Consider the following 19,087-nt stretch of genomic DNA (forward strand, 5'->3'; position numbering starts at 1 on the left):
TCACCACGCTCCCCGGCGGACCAGGTGGCGGCGGAGCTTGCCGGTGGGGGTGCGGGGCAGCGACGGTACGAAACTGACGCCGCGGGGCACCTTGAAGGCGGCGAGGTTCTCGCGGGCCAGGCAGATGAGGTCGGCCTCCAGGCCGACGGGTATCGGGGTGACGGGGACGACGAAGGCGCGCAGCCGGCCCGCGCCCCGGTGGTCGGTGACGGCGGCGACCGCGACCTCCTTCACCGCCGGGTGCGTGCGCAGCAGTGCCTCCACCTCCAGGGGGGAGACGGTGATGCCGCCGACCATCTCCATGTCGTCCGCGCGGCCGAGATGCGTGAAGGTGCCGTCGAGGTTGCGGCGCGCCCGGTCCCTGGTGGCCAGCCAGCCGCCGACGAGGGTGCGCGCGGTCTCCTCGGGCCGGCCCAGATAGCCGGGCGTCACCGTCGGCCCGCGCACCCACAGCTCGCCCTCCTCGCCGTCGGGCAGCGGGCGTCCGGCGTGGTCGCGCACCTCCACCTCGAAGCCCGGCACGGGCCGGCCGACGGTGCCGGGGTGGTTGTGGTCGAAGCTGTTGGCGCAGAAGGCGTGTCCGGCCTCGGTGGAGCCGATCTGCTCCAGGACGGGGGCGCCGAGCAGATCGGTGATGCGCCGGCCGAGACCCGCGGGCAGCCCTTCCCCGGCCGACACGGCGGCCCGGACGGAGGCGAAGCACGCCTCGTGCCCGTCCGCCCGCTCCGCGACCAGAGCCGCGTACTGGGAGGGCACCGAGTAGAGCAGGGTCACCCGGTGGCGTACGACGAGCTCGTCCACGGCGGCGGGGTTCGGGCGGCGGTCCACGAGGACCGCGGAGGAGCCGGAGAACAGCGGGAAGGCGAAGGCGTTGCCGAAGCCGTAGGCGAAGAACAGCTTCGACACCGACAGGGTGACGTCGTCGGGGGTGATCCCCAGCAGTCGGCGGCCGATGAGGTCGTGGTACGCCTTCGGGTCGCCGTGACGGTGGACGACTCCCTTGGGGCGGCCGGTGGTTCCGAAGGTGTACTGGATGTAGAGCGGGGTGTGCGGGTCGGCCTGGTGGGCGACGGTCATGGGCGGTGCGGTCCGGGTGAGCGCGACGAGCTGGTCGGCGCCGAGCCGGACGCGGCGCGGGAACCGGTCGTCGAGGCGCGGCCCGGTCACGCACAGCACGGCCTCGGTGTCCTCGGCCATGAACTTCAGTTCGGGCGGCGTGAGTTCCGGGTTGACCAGGACGGCGACGGCGCCGAGTCGCGCGGCGGCGAGGAACGCCGTCACCCAGACGACGGAGTCGGGCAGCGCGAGCAGCACCCGGTCGCCGGGGCCGACCCCGTGGTCGACGAGGACGGTGGCCGCGCGGGCCGCGAGGTCGTGCACCTGGCCGTGGGTCCAGGTGCGGTGGCCCTGGTGGAAGGCGGGCCGGTCGTTCCACGCGCGCCGCTCGGCGAGCGCGGCGAGCTGGGCCGCGAGGTTGCCGGGCGCCTGGGCGTCGGCGGGGATCAGCGCGGCCTGGGGTGTGGTCATCGGGCCGGCTCCTCCTCGGTGGCCGGGGCGGCGGTGTGCTCCTGGTAGGCGCGCATCGGGGCGGCGGTCTTCAGCAGCATCTCGTCGTACTCGGCGGCCGGGTCGGAGCCGAGGACGATCGCGCCGCCGGCGCCGAGGTGCAGCTCGCCGCCGGCGATGACGGCGGTGCGGATGACGATGCTCAGGTCGGCGCCGCCGCCGCAGCCGAAGTAGCCGAGGGCGCCGGAGTACACGCCGCGGGCCTCGGTCTCCAGGCCGTCGATGATCTCCATGGTGCGCAGCTTGGGCGCGCCGGTCATGGAGCCGCCCGGGAAGCAGGCGCGGACGCAGTCCACGGCGTCCGTGCCCTCGCTCAGCCGCCCCTCGACGGTGGAGACCAGCTGGTGCACGGTGGCGTACGTCTCGGTGGCCATGAGCCGGGTGACCCGTACGGATCCGGTCTCGCAGACCCGGCCGAGGTCGTTGCGGAGCAGGTCGACGATCATGAGGTTCTCGGCGCGGGTCTTGTCGTCCACGGCCAGCGAGTGCCGCAGCCGTGCGTCCTGCGCGGGGTTCTCCCCGCGGGGGGCGGTGCCCTTGATGGGTCTGGCCTCCGCGACGCCGTCCGGGGTGATCCGCAGGAACCGCTCGGGCGAGGAGCCCGCCACGTCCAGGTCGCCGAACCTCAGGAAGGCCGCGTAGGGGGCGGGGTTGGCCCGGCGCAGTGCCCGGTAGAAGGCGTACGGGTCGCGCGGTGCCGGTAACCGGACGGCGTCGGTCAGGCAGACCTCGTAGCTGGTGCCCGCCCGGAGCGCGTCCTTGCAGGCCTCGATGTCCGCGAGGTAGGTGGCGCGGTCCCGGACGAGCCACGGCTCGGCGGCGGTGGGGTCGGGGCCGGGCTCGTCGCCCGGCGGCTCGGTCGCCGTGTCCTGTCCCGACGGTCCACGGACGAAGGTGAGCTGGGCCGTCGCGGCGTCCAGCCAGTCGGTCGCCTCCCGCGTGGCCTGCGGGGTGTCCTCGGCGAGGCAGACCGCGTAGGTGGCGCCCTCCTCGTGGTCCACGGCGATGAGGCGGTCGGCGAACAGCCAGCAGGCGTCGGGGGGGCGGGCCCGGTGGCGGTTCACGGAGCCGCAGTCGGCCTTCGTCTCGTAGCCGAGGTAGCCGACGTAGCCGCCGGTGAAGTCGAAGGGCAGTCCGGTGGCGTCGACGCGGCGGGTCGCGAGCTGCCGCTTGAGGTAGTCGAAGACGCTCGCGCGCACCTTGCGCGGGGGCCGGCCGGGCCGTTCGACCTCGCACACGCCGGCGTCGACGTCGTAGCGCACGAACTCGGCGAGGGGGCCGGTGCCGTCGCCGAAGAACGAGAAGCGGGCGAGGCCCGGCTCGACGCGCGAGCTGTCGAGCCAGAACGCGCGCGGAGCGTCCGCGTACATCCGGGTGAAGGCGGCCTCGGTGTCGACGGCACCGGGCAGGCGGCGGTAGTGCAGCCGGTGGGCGGGTGGCGTGGCGCGGCGTGGACGGGGGATGGCCGCGGAACGGGGAATGGTGGTGTTCTTCGTGCGGGGTCTGCGGGCGCGCTCGGCGGTGAGGTTGCGGAAGTTCACGAGCATGCGGTGGCCGTAGTCGGTGAGCACGGACTCCGGGTGGAACTGCACGCCCCACAGCGGCCGGGTGCGGTGTCTGAGGCCCATCACCACGCCGTCCTCGGCCCAGGCGGTGGCCTCCAGGGTGTCCGGCAGCGGCTCGGTGACGGCCAGCGAGTGGTAGCGCACGGCGGTGAAGTTCTGCGGCAGTCCGTGGAACAGGTCCCGGCCGTCGTGCCGGACGGTGGACAGGTGCCCGTGCCGGGGCTGTGGTGCGGGCGAGATGCGGCCCCGCTCCCCCGCCGCTATGCCCTGGTGGCCGAGGCAGACCCCGAGCACGGGGACGGCGGAGTCGGCGACGATCCGGGCGGCGATGCCGAAGTCCCGGGGTTCGGCGGGGTGTCCGGGGCCCGGCGAGATCACCACGTTGTCGAACTCCCCCAGGTCCGGCACGGCGTCGGCGGGGGTGTCGTTGAGGATCACCACCGGCTGCTCGCCGTTGACCTCGGCGAGCAGCTGGAACAGGTTGTACGTGTACGAGTCGTGATTGTCGATGAGCAGGGTCTTCACCCGCCCACCTCCCTTGCGTCGTTCTCGGGCCTCAAGCGGTCCGCCGCTTGTGCCGTCCACGGAGCGCCTGGAGCGGCGGATACAGCCATTTCTTGAAGAAACGCTGGAGCCGTGGCATCACGAACCACAACTTCCATTTCGCCGGCGGGCCCGGCGCGGGTGGGGAGTGCTTCCGCGGTTCCTGGGAGTCGAACCAGATTCTGGAACCATGCACACTCCGTCGCCCCGTCTCCCGGGCGAGTTCCTCGGCACGGGCCGCCCACTGTGCCCGGGCGAGGGAGTTCTCCCAGGCGCGGACGGAGTCCTCGCCCCCGAAGCGGTAGATCACATGCCAGTCCGCCTCTCCGTCGACGAGCACCCCACCACCGAGAAAACCAGGCTGCTGCGCGGTCGCACGCAGCAGGGCCCATCCCCACGAGTGGAAATCGGCCTCGCGGCCCGGCACCACCTGATATGCGACGGTGCCGGTAACGGGATTCCTGGTCACACCATCGAGTACGGAAAGATCTCGAGTCACGTTCAAACCTTCAACGAAGGTCTTTTCGAGTGTCCGGAACGTAACCCTTCACGGTCGCCGCGTCAGCGCCCGCCCACTCCAGCCTTCATGGTGATCCGCCACAGACGGCGCGGGAGTTCGCCCTGGATCTCCTCGGTGGGCAGCTCCATTGGACAGCAGCATGTGAGAGAACACCGCGTCCACCGAGGCGCCGGGCAGCGGCAACGGCTCCTGCCGCCGCTGTATGCCGGACGGCTCCCGCCCGCTCTCGGTCATGCTCCTCCGCTCCCCTGGGCTCTGCGTCAGCAGATCCTGGGCAGCTGTTCCCCGAGCGGCATGTCCACCACCCGGGTACCCCCGAGGCCGGTACGGGCCACCACCATGCCGGGATGGTCGCGGACCACCTCGCCGATGATCGTGGCCTCGGCACCGCGCGGATGCGCCCGCATCGCGTCCACCACCGCGTCGGCGTGCTGGCGGGGCACGAACGCCACCAGCTTGCCCTCGTTGGCCACGTACATGGGGTCCAGGCCCAGCACGGCACAGGCGTTGGCGACGGGGGGCGGGACGGGGACCTTGCGCTCCTCGATGACGACCCCGGCGCCCGCGGCGGCGGCGATCTCGTTCAGGGCGGCCGCCAGCCCGCCCCGCGTGGGGTCCCGGAGCATGTGCAGGTCCCGGGTGACGGCGAGCATGGCGTCCACCAGTCCGCCGAGCGGCGCGCAGTCACTCACGATCTCCACGCCGAACTCCAGCCCCTCCCGCACACTCATGATCGCCACACCGTGCACGCCGATCGCACCGCTGACGATCACGACGTCACCGGGGACGACCCGCTGCGGCCGCAGGTCGACACCCGCCGGGATGAGCCCGATCCCGGCCGTGTTGATGTAGATGCCGTCGCCGTGGCCGGCCTCCACCACCTTAGTGTCGCCCGTCACCACCTCGACCCCGGCCGCCCGCGCGGCGGCGCCCAGCGCGTCGGCGACCCGGGTGACCGTGTCGATCTCGACGCCCTCCTCCAAGATGAACCCGCAGGAGAGGTAGGCCGCCCGGGCCCCGCTGACGGCGAGGTCGTTGACGGTGCCGTTGACGGCGAGGTCGCCGATGCTGCCGCCGGGGAAGAACAGCGGCCGCACCACGAAGGAGTCGGTCGAGAAGGCCAGGCGCAGGCCGCCGAGCGACAGCGCGGCGGCGTCGCCGAGCCGGTGCAGCACCTCGCCCCCGAACGCGGGCGCGAACACGTCCTGGACCAGTTCCGCGGACAGCGCCCCGCCCCCGCCGTGGCCCATCACGATGCGGGACTGGTCGCGCAGCGGGGCCGGGCAGGTCCAGGCCGCGGGGTCCGGCAGCGGCGCGGTCAGGTCGATGGCGTCAGACAACGGAGGTCGCCTCCCGGGCCGCAGGGGTGGTGTCCAGGCGCCGGTAGAGGTAGTACGCGGCGCAGGCGCCCTCGCTCGAGACCATCGTGGCGCCGAGCGGGCTGCGCGGGGTGCACACGGTGCCGAACGCCTCGCACTCGTGCGGCTTGAGCAGGCCCTGCAGGACCTCGCCGCTGCGGCACGCGGCCGGCTCCTCGGTCCGGATGCCCTCGACCGAGAAGCGGTACTCGGCGTCGTAGTCGCGGTACTTGGCCGACAGCCGCCAGCCGCTGCCCGGGATCACGCCGATGCCGCGCCAGGAACGGTCGGTGACCTCGAAGACGTCCTCCAGCATGGCCTTGGCGGCCGGGTTCCCCTCGGGGCGGACCGCGCGCGCGTAGGCGTTGTCGACGGTGTGCTCGCCTCGCTCCAGCTGGATCACGGTCCGGCGCACGCCCTCCAGGATGTCGAGGGGTTCGAACCCCGTCACCACGATCGGGACCCGGTGGCGCTCGGCCAGCTCCGGGTACTCGTCGATCCCCATCACGCTGCACACGTGCCCCGCGGCCAGGAACCCCTGCACCCGGCACTGCGGGGACCGCATGATCGCCTCGATGGCGGGCGGCACGCGCACATGGGAGACCAGCATGCTGAAGTTCGGGATGCCGAGCTTGCGCGCCTGATACACCGTCATCGCGTTGGGCGGCGCGGTCGTCTCGAAGCCGATACCGAAGAACACCACCTGCCGGCCGGGGTTCTGCTGGGCGATCCTGAGGGCGTCGAGCGGGGAGTAGACGACCCGTACGTCTCCGCCTTCTCCCCGTACCTGGAACAGGTCCCGTCCGGTCCCGGGCACACGGAGCATGTCACCGAAGGAGCAGAAGATCACCTCGGGACGGGAGGCGATCTCCAGTGCCTTGTCGATGACCTCGAGCGGGGTCACGCACACGGGGCAGCCGGGCCCGTGGATCAGTTCGACCTGGTCGGGCAGCAGTTGGTCGATGCCGTGGCGGATGATGCTGTGCGTCTGTCCGCCGCAGACCTCCATCAGCGCCCAGGGCCTGGTCACCGTGGCGTGGATCTCGTCGAGGAGCCGGCGTGCCAGATCCGGGTCCTGGAACTCGTCGATGTACTTCACTGCTTCCGCGCCTCCTCGCGTGCGGGCGGCAGCGCCCCGCCCGCCTCCGCGGCCGTTTCCCAGGGGTCGCCGAACTCCTCCTGCAGCATGCCGAGTTCGGCGAACAGCTCGAGCGTCTGCCGCGCCGACTCCTCGTCCAGGCGCTGCAGGGCGAAGCCGACGTGGACGATGGCGTACTCGCCGACCTGGAGGTCGGGCAGGTACTCCAGGCACACCTCCTTGACCACACCGCCGAAGTCGACGTTGGCCATCCGGGTGCCGTCACGTTCCTCGATGTCCAGCACTCTGCCGGGTACCGCCAGGCACATGGGCCTCTCCTCGCTGTGGGTGGTGCGTCGCCCGGCGCCGCCGGGACGGTCGGTCAGTCGGGGGCCGCCCCGGCGCGTGCCGCGACGACGAGCTGGCCGAGGGCCAGGCCGCCGTCGCCCGGCGGGACCAGGCGGTGGCGCAGCACCGTGAAGCCGTCCGCGCCCAGGGCCCGCGCGCAGGCCGAGGAGAGCGGGGAGTTGAGGAACACGCCGCCGGTCAGGGCGACCGTGTCCACTTGGTGCCGCTCCCGCCCGAGCGCGCACAGGCGGTGCACGAGATGGGCGACGGCCCGGTGGAAACGGGCCGCGATCAGCTCCGCTCCCGCGCCCGCGCGCAGGTCGTCGACGATCGCGGCGAGGACGGGCGCCGGATCGGCCCGCAGCGGGCCGACTCCCTCCGCGCCACCGATCCTCTCCGCGCCACCGGCCCTCTCCGCGCCACCGATCCTGTCCGCGCCGCCGACCGTCTCCGGCTCCCGTAGGGCGAACGCGTACGCGGAGGTGTTGCCGGCCGGTGCCCGCAGCGCGGCGGCCTCCAGCTCGACCGCGGCCTGGGCCTCGTATCCCGCCCGGTGGCAGACGCCGGCGAGGGACGACACCGCGTCGAACAGCCGGCCCATGCTGGATGTGGGTACACAGTTGAGGTTCCGCTCCAACTGCCGTTCCAGCACGCGGCGTTCGTCGGGCGGGCAGGCGGCCACGCAGGGCAGCTCCGCGGACCAGTCGAGGCCGGCGGCGCGCAGATGCGCGAGCGCCATGCGGTACGGCCGGTGCACCGCGGCGTCGCCGCCGGGCAGCGGCACATAGGCGAGATGGCCGAGGCGGGTGAAACCGTCGTAGTCCGCGAGCAGGAACTCCCCGCCCCATACGGCCTCGTCGTCGCCGTAGCCGGTGCCGTCGAAGGCCACGCCGAGCACCGGCCTGCTGCCGTCGAGTCCGTGTTCGGCCATCGCGGCGGCGACATGGGCGTGGTGGTGCTGGACGCGCACGACGGGGCGGCCCGCCGCGTTGCGGGCGGCCCACCGGGCGGAGCGGTAGGCGGGATGCCGGTCGACGGCGAGCAGCCGGGGCCGGACGGGGGTGATCGACTCCAGCTGGGCGACGGCGCGTTCGAAGGCGTGCTGGGTGGCGAGGTCGTCCATGTCGCCGATGTGGGCGGACAGCCAGGCCCGGCGGCCCTCGCCGAGGCAGCAGACGTTCTTCAGGTCGCCGCCGACGGCGAGGGCCGGGCGCACGGGCACCGGAAGGGTCAGCGGCAGGGGGGCGTAGCCGCGGGCGCGGCGCACGATCAGCGGCCTGCCGTCGCACACGCGCACCACGGAGTCGTCGCACGGCACATGGATGGGCCGGTCGTGGGTGAGCCAGGCGTCGGCCAGGTGCGCCAGTCGTTCCAGCGCCTCCTCGTCGTCGGTGACGATCGGTTCGCCGGAGACGTTGCCGCTCGTCATGACGAGCAGTCGGGGGCCGTCGGCGTCACCGGGCAGGCCGAGCAGCAGATGGTGCACGGGGGTGTACGGCAGCATGACGCCGAGGTCGGGGCTGCCGGGTGCGACGGCGTCGGCGGGCTGGTGGGCTCCGCGCGCGGGCGTCACGCGGCGCAGCAGCACGATGGGGCGGACGGTGCCGGTGAGCAGGCTCCGCTCCTCGTCGGTCAGCCGCACCAGGTGCGCGATGTCGTCCGTGTCCCGGGCCATCAGGGCGAACGGTTTGTCCCCGCGGGCCTTGCGGCTGCGCAGCCGGGCGACGGCGGCGGGGTCGGTGGCGTCGCAGGCCAGGTGGTAGCCGCCCAGGCCCTTGACGGCGAGGATCGCGCCGGACGCCAGCAGCCGGCGCGCCCCGGCGACCGGATCGGTGTCCGTGACCGGTCGCGGCGGGCCGTCGCCGTCCCGGGGGAGGACGAGCAGCCGCAGGCGTGGCCCGCAGGCGGGGCAGGCGACCGGCTGCGCGTGGAAGCGGCGGTCGGCGGGATCGGCGTACTCACGGGCGCAGTCGGGGCACATCGGGAAGCCGGCCATGGTCGTCTTCGCCCGGTCGTAGGGCAGGCCGGTGACGATCGTGAACCGGGGGCCGCAGTGCGTGCAGGTGATGAAGGGGTGGCGGTGGCGCCGGTCGTCGGGGTCCGCGAGTTCCCGCAGGCACGCGGCGCAGGTGGCGGTGTCGGGCGGGATCAGGGTGCCCGCGGGGCCGTCCGTGCGGGAGGCGAGGATCGTGAACGCGGTGTCGCCGGCGGGGGGCACGTCCTGGTGGTCGACGTGCTCGACGCGGGCAAGCGGTGGGGCGTCCTCGGTGATGCGGTCGCAGAACCGGCCGACGGCGGCGGGCGCCCCCTCGACCTCCGCGACGACACCCTGCGGGGTGTTCGTCACATGCCCCGACAGGCCGAGGGAGGTGGCGAGGGCGTGGACGTACGGCCGGAAGCCCACGCCCTGCACCACGCCCCGTACGGTGACCCTGCGGCGCAGCGGCGCCTGGACGGCGACGGCCGTCGGGGGCGGAGCGCTCACGAGCGGGACTGCGCCAGGGCGCCGGCGCGGTCCGCGTGGTCATGGGTGTGGCCGTGGGCCGGCCGGGCCATGACGGGTGTGTGCACGGGGGCGCCGTCCGCTGCGGCCAGCGCCCGGTCGAGCAGGGCGCCGGGCCCCAGGTCCCGGCGGGCGGAGGTGAGCAGCACCTCCACACCGGGGTTGACCTGCTCGACGTTCGCGCGGAACGCCGCCAGGTCGAAGGCGACGGCCTCGGCGATGTCGGTCTTGGTGACCACCACCAGGTGGGCGAGGCCGAAGGCGGTGGGGTACTTCAGCGGCTTGTCCTCGCCCTCGGTCACGGAGGCGAGGACGACGCGCAGCGTCTCCCCCAGGTCGTAGGAGGCCGGGCAGACGAGGTTGCCGACGTTCTCCACGAACAGCAGCCGGGTCCCCTCCGGCAGCCACCCCTGGAGGTGGCGGGCGAGCATGTCGGCCTCCAGGTGGCACAGCCCGTCGGTGAGGACCTGCTTGACCGGCACGCCCGAACGCGCCAACCGTGTGGCGTCGTTCTCGGTGGCGAGGTCCGCGGTGAGCGCCGCGACCGGCACGGACCGCTCCCGGGCCAGCACGAGTTCGCGTTCGAGGAGGGCGGTCTTGCCGCTGCCCGGGCTGGACAGCAGGTTGACGACGGTGGTGCCGCGGGCCGCGAGCTCCGCGCGCAGGGTGTGCGCGGCCTGGTCGTTCTTGGCGAGTACGGCCTGCTGCAGGTCGACCACTCGGCACATGGTTCAGCGCTCCTCGGGGACGGTTTCGCGGGTGGGTGCGTGCGTCCGGGAGTCCTCCCAGTGCACGCTGACGATCTGCAGTTCGCGGCCCGACAGCAGCTCGATGGCGGCGCCGTCGCACCGCGGGCAGCTCAGCAGGGGCGGCATGCCGACGGCCCATTCGTGCGCGCACGGCTCGCAGCGGGCCCGCCCCGGGACCTCGTCGGTGACGAGTTCGGCGCCCTCCAGCAGGGTCCCGGCGCAGGCCAGTTCGAAGCAGAAGGACAGGGCGTCGGGTACGACACCGGCGAGTTCGCCCACCTGGAGCCGTACCGAACGCACCGCCGTGACGTCACCGGCCCGCTCGGCCGCCTCTTCCACCTGGCCGATCACCGCCAGCGCGATGGACATCTCGTGCATGGGTCTCCGTCCCGGCGAAGGCCGGGGCCCCGCCCCGTGGGGACGGAGACCGCGTGCGCGGCCCGCCGGGAACCATTAGAGGTGAGGCACCCCGGGCCCGTGGACCGGCACGCCGTCGCCGTCCGGCGGCGTACGCCGTTCGCCGCACAGTATCTCCTCGATCAGCCGGACGGCCTCGGGGACGGCGGCGGACACGGGCGGGCTGAGTCCGACGCGCTCCTCCACCGAGGCCGGTTCGCAGCCGACCACGAGCGTGCGGCGCGGCGGTTCGGCTCCGGTTCCGGCGCACAGGTTGCTCAGCAGGGCGAGTACGGCGTCGGGGGTCATCCGGTGGCCGTCGATCGTGGCCACTTCGAGATCGTCGGCGCCCGTGTCGTCGTGCTCGATGACGTACAGCGTGCCGGGGGCCTCGCCGCGCGCGGTGGCGTCCACCAGGATCAGGGTGTCGTAGCGGTCGAGGAGCTGGTAGGCGAGGTGCACTCCGCGCACCCCGATGTCCACGACCTCGACGTGTGCGGGCAGTTCGCGCCGGGTGAGCGCTTGGACGGTCTCCACGCCGAAGCCGTCGTCCCCGAGGAAGACGTTCCCGATGCCGGCGACGAGGACGGTGCCGCTCATACGTGGTCCTCCAGCGGGGTGACCTCGTCGGGCCGGAAGTAGTGGAAGGTTCCCCGCTCGCGGCGGACGTCGGCGCCCGGGTCGTCGTCCACGGTCACCGCCAGGTGGACCGAGCCGTCCACGTCGTGCCGCACGGCCTCGACGGTCGCGGGGCGGCCCCGCAGGAACACGTCCTGGGCGTCGGTGCGCCGCAGCCCCGGGTCGAGCCGCACCCGGCTCCCGGGACCCAACGGCCGCCCGTTCACCACGATGCGCCCGCCCTCCGGTTCGCCGCCGGGCTCGCCCGCCGCATCCCACCACGGTGTGTCCGCGGGCGGCACGCCCTGCGCGTCGGTCCTCGGGTGGTCCTCCAGGATGACCGGTGAGGACAGCATCACGTCGGCGCGGCCCGGCTCGCCGGAGAGGACGGGCCAGGTGTGGAGATTGCGGCAGGACGCGATCGCGGCCCGGGCCCACTCGGGGGGATCGCTCATCGACAGGAAGGAGCCGGCACTCAGCCCCATCAGCAGATGGGTGGAGACCAGGGAGTGCGGCAGCGCCGCGCCCCGGTCGGCACTCTCCCCGGCCTCGGGCGCCCAGACGCTGGTGTTCTCCACCACGGCGGTGAGTCGCAGGACCGGGCAGGGCCCCTCGAGCCGGTGTGCCGACAGCCGCAGCAGGCCGCGGATCTCCTCGCCCCGGCGGACCGTACGGCCGGCGACCCGGCCGTCCTCGTCGAGGATCTGCTCGTGCTCCTCCCCCGCGCGGCGGCCGAAGGCGACGATGACCCCGTCGCCGCCGGTGAGCTCGTCCACGGTGACGACCGCCTCGACGCGCTCCTCGGTGCCCTCGTCGCAGGGCACCAGGAGCCTTTCGCCCAGCCGGAGTTCGGGTACCGTCTCGAACTCGCCGTCGGGGCACGCCCGTTGCACCATGCGCCGCCGGGCGCGCAGGAAGCGCAGCTCCACCGCGAGGGTGGCGCCGGGCCCCGGCTCCATCAGGCATTCGGTGTGCTGGAAGTCGTTCTCCTCGCTGCCCGCCCCCCAGGCGGGCGGCACGAGCACCCCGCACTGCCTTCGCAGCCGGGTGCCGGGGGCGGAGGTCCGGTACGGGTGGAGCGGGCAGCCCGCGAAGAGGACGGCGTCCGCCACCTTCCGGGCGAGGGCGAAGCGGGCCTCGGTCTGCGGGGTGAACGCGGTCACGCTCATGGCGGTCCTTCCGGTGGGGCCGGCTTACGGGGTGTGCTCCTCGGCCGGGGCCTCGGCCCGGACCGGATCCCCCGCCGTGCGGGGGCCGGTGGCCCGGGCCAGGTGCGGGGGTGTGCACGACGGCTTCTCCTTGCGGACGAAGGCGCGTCTGAGGGCGTGGTAGGGGGCGTCCGGGTCGTGGAAGACGCGGTGCATAGCGGCCAGCTCCCGTTCCCGGAAGGCGGACAGGGGCTCGGCGCTCTCCTGGCGCTCCAGTGCCTCCTTCTTCGCCGCGATCCGTGCCCGTGTCCCGGGCAGCGACGCCAGCCGCGCCGCCAGCCGGCCGGCCTCCGCGGTGAAGTCCTGCGGCGCGCACTCGATCACCCGGTCGACGAGCCCGAGGCCGAGGGCGCCGGCGGCGCTCATCGGCAGCGCCTCGCGCACGATGCGGTCGGCCGCGGCGGCTCCCACCCGGCGGGGCAGCGTGTACGTCCAGTACTCCGAGCCGGTGAGGCCCATCAGCCGGTAGTGCGGGTTCAGTACGCAGCCGGAGCGGCACCACACCTCGTCGGCGGCCAGGGCCAGCATCGCGCCGCCCGCCGCCGCGTTGCCCGCGAGTGCGGCCACCACCAGCCGGTCCGTGGTCGTCAGGACCGCCTCGACCAGGTCGTCGATGGCGTTGATGTTCGCCCAGGACTCGGCCGCCGGGTCCTCGGCCGCCTCGATGACGCCCAGGTGGATCCCGTTGGAGAAGAAGTCCCGCTGCCCGCCGAGCACCAGCACCGAGGTGGGGCGCGCGCAGGCCTGGCGGTAGGCGTCCAGGAGGCGCCGGCACTGCGTGGTGCTCATCGCGCCGCCGGGGAAGGAGAACGCGAGGAAGCCGACGCCGGCCTCCTCGCGGTAGCGGATGTCCGTCCAGGTGGGCCACCGAGCGCCCGGCGGGACGGGCAGCTCCGGCAGCTCGGGCAGCCGGTCGCCGAGGGCCTGCACGGCCGGGAGCTTGACCGAGCGCGGCTGTCCGGGGCGGCGCCGCCGTCGCAGCTCGGGGATCCACACGGCGCCGTCGCGTGTCGCCCGGCAGACCGCCCCGGCCCGGGTGGCGAGCAGCTCCCCGGGGGCGCCGCGCAGATCGTTGTCGGGGTGGCCGCCGTGCAGGTACCACTCCTCGCCGAGCAGCACGTCCAGCACACCGGGCTGCGAGTCGGCCGCGCGCAGCTTGCGCAGGACGGTGTCGGTCGTGTCGCTGTCCCAGTCGATGCGCCGCACGCTCTGGTCGAGATACGGACGGGGCCGCGAGGTGTCCTGCCGCACGGGCGTGTGGGTCCCGGAGGCGAAGCGCTCGACGGCGAGGAGGACTGCGGCGAGGGCCGCGTCGGCGATCTCGCCCCGGTACAGGTCGCTCTTGGACAGCGGCGGGAGGGGGCAGGCGACGGACGCCCACACGTCACCGGCGTCCATCTCCTCCTCCGCCTGGAGGACCGTCACGCCCCAGCGCTCGGCGCCCTCCTGGACGGCCCAGTCGAGGGAGGCCGGCCCCCGGTCGCCGACGGGACCCGGGTGGACGATGAAGCACGGGTACGCCGCCCACACCTCGCGTGGGATCGCCGTCTTCAGCAGGGGCGCCAGGACGAGTTGGGGGGCGTGCCGCCGTACCGCCTCGGTCAGCGAACCGTCGGGCAGGGCGAGTTCCACCGCGACGGTGTGGCCGCGGTCGCGCAGTTCGGCATGGACGCGCTGGGTGAGGCTGTTGAACGCGCTGGCCACGAGCAGAATGTGCACGGCGTACTCCCGGCGGACGACGGTACGGACAGATGTGCCCGGCCGTCTGCGATCGTCGGCCACACCCGTCGGCCGCTCCCGCAGACAGGCGGCAGGTTCACCCGAAAGGCGGGTACCGGGGCCACCACTCGGCGGCGGGCAGGTCACGGGAACCGCACCGGAACCGCCACCGTGTGTGACGCCCCTCGCCTCCCGGGGCACGGCAGTGTAGACATCGCACATCCTCCGGCGGCAGGTCTCGTAGCGGGGAGGTGCGAGGAACATGCCCCGCAAGATGTATCGGGACAGCGGCCTGTGCGTCGTGAAGATCGAGACGAAGAACGGTTGGAACGAGTGGGGCCCCGACCCTCCGGGAACTATCGGATTCTGGAGCTACGAACTCGACAAGCCCAAGGCGGAAGTGCAGGCGGCTGCTCAGATCATCGAACAAGTTCTGGATCGCGTTCTTCCCGATTGGCGTACTGCCGATTGGCCAGAACCCGCCCGCCAGCCGTATCGGCGCCACCGCGAAGCCGCTCATCGGGCTATCGCCCAGTTGGAGGCGGAGCAGGAGTTGATCGACAACCTTGGCAGTGGCGCCCCACATTTGGATGCAGCGACCCTTCACCCGTGGGTTTGGGGAAGCATGCAAGGATTGTGGAGTAGAGGTCACTTCCGTGAGGCAGTGGGGATGGCGGCGAAGGCGGCTTACCGCATGACCGGACGGTTGGCGGACGTGTACTCGTCCGCGACGGTGAAGACGCTGGCACAGCACGGGCATTCCGCTTTACCGAACAGATGGGCAATTCCGTTGGCGAGCGCCTCCTGCCCGTCGCGGACAGTGATCTCGTGCATCCATCGGCCGGTTCCGGTGAGTTCCTCGGCGGCCACCGGACGCAGGTCCCGTCGGATCTCCTCACCCCCGTCGCACACCTCCGAGTAGTATCCGAAGCCGCCGATGGCGATCGTCACGGCCATGCCACAGTGGGGACAGTCCACGCCAATGATGTCGTCCGCGAAGCCCTCCAGAGCGTTCGCCCAGTGGTACTCCTCTTCGACCGCGAGCAGGGCACGGAAGGACACGAGGTAGTCAGCCGGCCGCGACCGCAGATGCCCGTCCAGCACCTCACGGAACTCCTTGATCGCGTCGGCGCAGTCCGCCAGCAGACCATCGCAGCCGTGCCGCCCTGCCGCGCGCTCAAGGATCTTCCCGGCCAGGCCGCGCGCCTCCGCGCTGCGTGGCGCGAGGCGCACCAGACGCGGCAAGGCGGCGAAACTGGCCGGAGACAGCAGGTCGTGCTCAAGGACGAGCCGCCAACGCAGCTCCTTCCACGCTTCAGGGTCGACCTGGCGCTCCACCCGCTCCAAGAGCTCAGGGACGCGATCGACGTCGAATCTGCAGTCACGCATTTGTGCCCAGTTCACCACCTGGGCATTGAACCCTCCCAAGGCGGCCAGGGGCGACTCCGCGTTCGCAGGTCTGTCGTGGTGGCAGCTCCGAGAGACCCATCGGACGGGCCCCAGTACTCCGGTGTGACTTCGTGAGCGCTCGGTGGTGTCAGTGGCGCCCCTTACTGTGACGGGCATGGGCTATGACGTGCACATCACCAGGCGTACGCCGTGGTGGGAGGATGAGGGCGAGCAGATCACAACACAGGAGTGGGCGGCGGTGGTCGCTGCCGATCCGGACCTGGAGATGGTTCAGGTGGCCCGGGTTTCTCCGCGAGGCCAGGACTCGGACCTTTCAGGAGTTCCGGCCCGGCTTCGACCTGTACGAGGAGCGTGAGAAGCGCGCCGCCGTGGGGCTTCGTACGGGCAAGGATCGCGGATCCGAGCAGTGGATCGTCGGCCTCGCCGGCGGTCTGGAGCGCGCGGAGGAGGGTCTGCTGGGCGCGGCCGGCGTCGCGCAGGTCGAAGAACTCGATGCGGCCGGCGAGGAGACCCGGGGCCGTTGCGCGCTCACGCCGTCTCACACACATCTCACAGACCCGGTGTGAGACGGCTGCCGTGACGCCTCCCATCAGGACGTCATTGCCGTAGGCAACGCGCCCTCCCGGACACAGTTGCCGCCCGATAGAGTCGGCACATGGTCCGGCTTCCGGGTCGACCCGGTACCCGTTCGCCCCGTCGTGCCAGCGGTGTGCGCGCACCAGCGCACGACCGCGCTCCAGGGGCGTCCGAGCAGGGACCGGGGCGAGCGGCGCGCCGGTCGCTCGCCCGCCGCGAGCAGGAGGCGGCGGGCCGGTCCCGGTCGGGACTGCGGGCGGCGCTGAGCGGACGCAGCGTCGCCGGGCAGGTCTTCGTCCTGCAGGTCGTCATCGTGCTGCTGCTGGTCGTCGCGGCGGTGGCGGCGCTGCTGCTGCAGGTGCGGCACGACACCACACAGGAGGCCCGTAACCGTTCCCTCGCCGTGGCCGAGGCGTTCGCCAACGCGCCGGGCACGGTCCAGGCGCTGGGCAGCCCGGATCCCACGGCCGTGCTGCAGCCGCGGGCCGAGGCCGCCCGCAAGGCGACGAAGGTCGACTTCATCGTCGTCATGAACACCGACGGGATCCGCTACACCCACCCGAGACCCGACCGTATCGGCAAGAAGTTCGTCGGGAACATCCAGCCGGCGCTGGCCGGGGGCACCGAGATCGAGGAGATCAACGGGACCATCGGGCGGCTGGTGCAGGCCGTGGTGCCCGTCAGGGCGCCCGACGGCAAGGTCGTGGGCCTGGTGGCGGCCGGTGTCACGACGGAACACGTGGGCGGCGCGGCGAACCGGCAGATGCCGCTCGTCCTGGCCGCCGCGGCCGTGGGCCTCGCCCTGGCCACAGCGGGCACCGCACTTGTCAGCAGGCGGCTGCTGCGCCAGACCCACGGCCTGGGGCCGCGGGAGATGACCCGGATGTACGAGCACCACGACGCGGTGCTGCACTCGGTACGGGAAGGGGTGCTGATCCTCGACGGGGACGGCGACCTGCTGCTCGCCAACGACGAAGCGCACCGCCTGCTCGGCCTGCCCAAGGACGCCGAGCGGCGCCATGTGTCCGAGCTCGGCCTCCCCCCGGAGACCGCCGCCCTCCTGGCGTCCGGACGGGTCGCCACCGACGAGGTGCACCTGGTCGGGGACCGGCTGCTGGCCATCAACCAGCGGTCCACCGACGTGGACGGCGGCCCGCCCGGCAGTGTGGCCACCCTCCGCGACTCGACGGAGCTGCGCGCCCTGTCCGGCCGGGCCGAGGTGGCGCGGGAACGCCTCAGCCTGCTCTACGACGCCGGTCTGGGCATCGGCACGAGCCTGGATGTGACGCGTACCGCCGAGGAGCTGACCGAGCTGGCCGTCCCCCGGTTCGCGGACTTCGCCAGTGTGGACCTGTTCGAGGCGGTGCTGGACGGCGAGGAGCCGGGGGCGGGGGACGAGCTGCGCCGTGCGGCGTTCAGCGGTGTCCGCAAGGACACTCCGCTGTACTCGGTGGGCGAGCGGATCCAGTGGGTGGAGTCCTCTCCGCAGGCCGAGGGGCTGCGCGGCGGACGGGCCGTCCTCGAGCCCCGTCTCGGCGAGGCTCCGGGCCGGCTGGCGCAGGACGCCGAGCGGACCGCTCAGGTGGTGGAGTACGGGATCCACTCGCTGATCACGGTGCCGGTGCGGGCGGGGTCCCTGATCCTGGGCCTGGTCGACTTCTGGCGCTGCGAGAAGGCGGAGCCCTTCGACGAGGAGGACCTGGCCCTCGCCGAGGAGCTGGTCGCCCGCGCCGCCGTCTCCATCGACAACGCCCGCCGCTTCACTCGCGAGCACAGCATGGCGGTGACGCTGCAGCGCAGTCTGCTGCCGCGGACGCTGCCCGCGCAGGGGGCCCTGGACATCGCCTACCGGTACCTTCCGGCGCAGGCCGGAGTGGGCGGTGACTGGTTCGACGTACTGCCGTTGTCCGGTGCCCGGGTGGCGCTGGTGGTGGGCGACGTCGTGGGCCACGGGCTGCACGCCGCGGCCACGATGGGGCGGCTGCGCACCGCGGTGCACAACTTCTCCGCGCTCGACCCGCCGCCCGACGAACTTCTCGGGCTGCTCGACGAGTTGGTCGGCCGCATCGACCAGGACGAGGCGGCCGATCCGGGCAGCGCCCCCGTCACGGGCGCGACCTGTCTGTACGCGATCTACGACCCGGTCTCCCGGCGCTGCACCGTCGCCCGGGCCGGCCATCCGCCGCCGGCCTTGATCCGGCCCGACGGCAGCGTGGAGTTCCCCGACGTCCCGGCCGGTCCCCCGCTCGGTCTCGGGGGCCTTCCGTTCGAGACGGCCGACCTCGAGCTCGCGGAGGGCAGCCGGCTGGTGCTGTACACCGACGGACTGGTCGAGGACCGGGGCCGGGACATCGACGACGGTCTGGAGCTGCTGCGCGCCGCGCTGGCCGGAGCCGGGCCGTCCCCGGAGGACACCTGCCGGGCCGTCCTGGAGTCGGAGCTGCCGGACCGGCCGAGCGACGACATCGCCCTGATCGTCGCGCGCACCCGGGCCCTGGCCGCCGACCGGGTGGCCGAGTGGCCGGTGCCGACGGACCCGGCGGCCGTCGGCGAGGTGCGCGCGTCGGTGACCCGGCAGCTGGCGCTGTGGGGTCTGGAAGAGCTGACGTTCACCACGGAGCTCATCCTCAGCGAGCTGGTCACCAACGCGATCCGGTACGGCAGCGCGCCCGTGCGGGTCCGCATGCTGTACGACCGCAGCCTGATCTGCGAGGTCTTCGACGGCAGCACCACCTCACCCCATCTGCGGTACGCGGCCATGACCGACGAGGGCGGGCGCGGCCTGTTCCTCGTCGCCCAGCTCACCGAGCGCTGGGGCACCCGCTACACGCCCCGGGGCAAGGTCATCTGGGCCGAGCAGTCTCTGCCCTGAGGGACGTCGCGCCACGAGACGTCCAGCCAGGAGACGTCCCGGCAGGAGACGTCTCGCC

15 protein-coding genes are annotated in these 19,087 nt (G+C 73.0%); 2 read left to right on the forward strand and 13 right to left on the reverse strand.

The window, feature by feature from the left end:
* From ACIRC0_RS19575 to ACIRC0_RS19635, 13 genes are all read right to left on the reverse strand, one after another.
* On the reverse strand, nt 1-1,527 hold the full coding sequence (locus ACIRC0_RS19575; protein WP_403617390.1) for an AMP-binding protein: 1,527 nt from the start codon (nt 1,525-1,527) through the stop codon (nt 1-3).
* Entirely contained in the window at nt 1,524-3,656 is a 2,133-nt protein-coding gene (pabB, locus tag ACIRC0_RS19580) for an aminodeoxychorismate synthase component I (protein ID WP_403617391.1), read from the reverse strand. The genes ACIRC0_RS19575 and pabB overlap by 4 nt, the downstream gene beginning before the upstream one ends.
* A gap of 31 nt (nt 3,657-3,687) precedes the next feature.
* Nucleotides 3,688-4,179, reverse strand: a complete 492-nt coding sequence (locus ACIRC0_RS19585) for a hypothetical protein (protein WP_403617392.1) — start codon at nt 4,177-4,179, stop codon at nt 3,688-3,690.
* Between the two features lie 275 nt (nt 4,180-4,454).
* On the reverse strand, nt 4,455-5,534 hold the full coding sequence (hypE, locus tag ACIRC0_RS19590) for a hydrogenase expression/formation protein HypE (protein WP_403617393.1): 1,080 nt from the start codon (nt 5,532-5,534) through the stop codon (nt 4,455-4,457).
* Complete coding sequence (gene hypD, locus ACIRC0_RS19595) at nt 5,527-6,651, reverse strand: hydrogenase formation protein HypD (RefSeq protein WP_403617394.1); 1,125 nt, start codon at nt 6,649-6,651, stop codon at nt 5,527-5,529. The genes hypE and hypD overlap by 8 nt, the downstream gene beginning before the upstream one ends.
* Entirely contained in the window at nt 6,648-6,959 is a 312-nt protein-coding gene (locus ACIRC0_RS19600) for a HypC/HybG/HupF family hydrogenase formation chaperone (RefSeq protein WP_403617395.1), read from the reverse strand. The genes hypD and ACIRC0_RS19600 overlap by 4 nt, the downstream gene beginning before the upstream one ends.
* A gap of 53 nt (nt 6,960-7,012) precedes the next feature.
* On the reverse strand, nt 7,013-9,463 hold the full coding sequence (gene hypF / locus ACIRC0_RS19605; RefSeq protein ID WP_403617396.1) for a carbamoyltransferase HypF: 2,451 nt from the start codon (nt 9,461-9,463) through the stop codon (nt 7,013-7,015).
* Nucleotides 9,460-10,209 (reverse strand): hydrogenase nickel incorporation protein HypB, encoded by a 750-nt coding sequence (gene hypB, locus ACIRC0_RS19610; RefSeq protein WP_403617397.1) that lies wholly within the window; start codon nt 10,207-10,209, stop codon nt 9,460-9,462. Before hypB ends, hypF begins: the two co-directional genes overlap by 4 nt.
* A gap of 3 nt (nt 10,210-10,212) precedes the next feature.
* A complete protein-coding gene (gene hypA / locus ACIRC0_RS19615; protein WP_403617398.1) occupies nt 10,213-10,608 on the reverse strand; it encodes a hydrogenase maturation nickel metallochaperone HypA in 396 nt (131 codons plus the stop codon).
* A 75-nt stretch (nt 10,609-10,683) separates the two neighbouring features.
* On the reverse strand, nt 10,684-11,226 hold the full coding sequence (locus tag ACIRC0_RS19620; RefSeq protein WP_403617399.1) for a hydrogenase maturation protease: 543 nt from the start codon (nt 11,224-11,226) through the stop codon (nt 10,684-10,686).
* A complete protein-coding gene (locus tag ACIRC0_RS19625) occupies nt 11,223-12,413 on the reverse strand; it encodes a hypothetical protein (protein WP_403617400.1) in 1,191 nt (396 codons plus the stop codon). The genes ACIRC0_RS19620 and ACIRC0_RS19625 overlap by 4 nt, the downstream gene beginning before the upstream one ends.
* 24 nt (nt 12,414-12,437) lie before the next feature.
* Entirely contained in the window at nt 12,438-14,171 is a 1,734-nt protein-coding gene (locus ACIRC0_RS19630; RefSeq protein ID WP_403617401.1) for an enoyl-CoA hydratase-related protein, read from the reverse strand.
* 687 nt (nt 14,172-14,858) lie between these two features.
* Nucleotides 14,859-15,578, reverse strand: a complete 720-nt coding sequence (locus ACIRC0_RS19635; RefSeq protein WP_403617402.1) for a hypothetical protein — start codon at nt 15,576-15,578, stop codon at nt 14,859-14,861.
* 371 nt (nt 15,579-15,949) lie between these two features.
* On the opposite strand from ACIRC0_RS19635, the gene ACIRC0_RS19640 reads away from it, so the two are divergent.
* Nucleotides 15,950-16,147 (forward strand): hypothetical protein, encoded by a 198-nt coding sequence (locus ACIRC0_RS19640; RefSeq protein WP_403617403.1) that lies wholly within the window; start codon nt 15,950-15,952, stop codon nt 16,145-16,147.
* Between the two features lie 89 nt (nt 16,148-16,236).
* Nucleotides 16,237-19,029, forward strand: a complete 2,793-nt coding sequence (locus ACIRC0_RS19645) for a SpoIIE family protein phosphatase (RefSeq protein ID WP_403617404.1) — start codon at nt 16,237-16,239, stop codon at nt 19,027-19,029.
* Nucleotides 19,030-19,087: the final 58 nt, after the last annotated feature.

Origin of the sequence: Streptomyces sp. NPDC093984, from assembly GCF_044764595.1 — a bacterium.
In the GTDB taxonomy this organism is placed as follows: Bacteria; Actinomycetota; Actinomycetes; order Streptomycetales; family Streptomycetaceae; genus Streptomyces; species Streptomyces cynarae.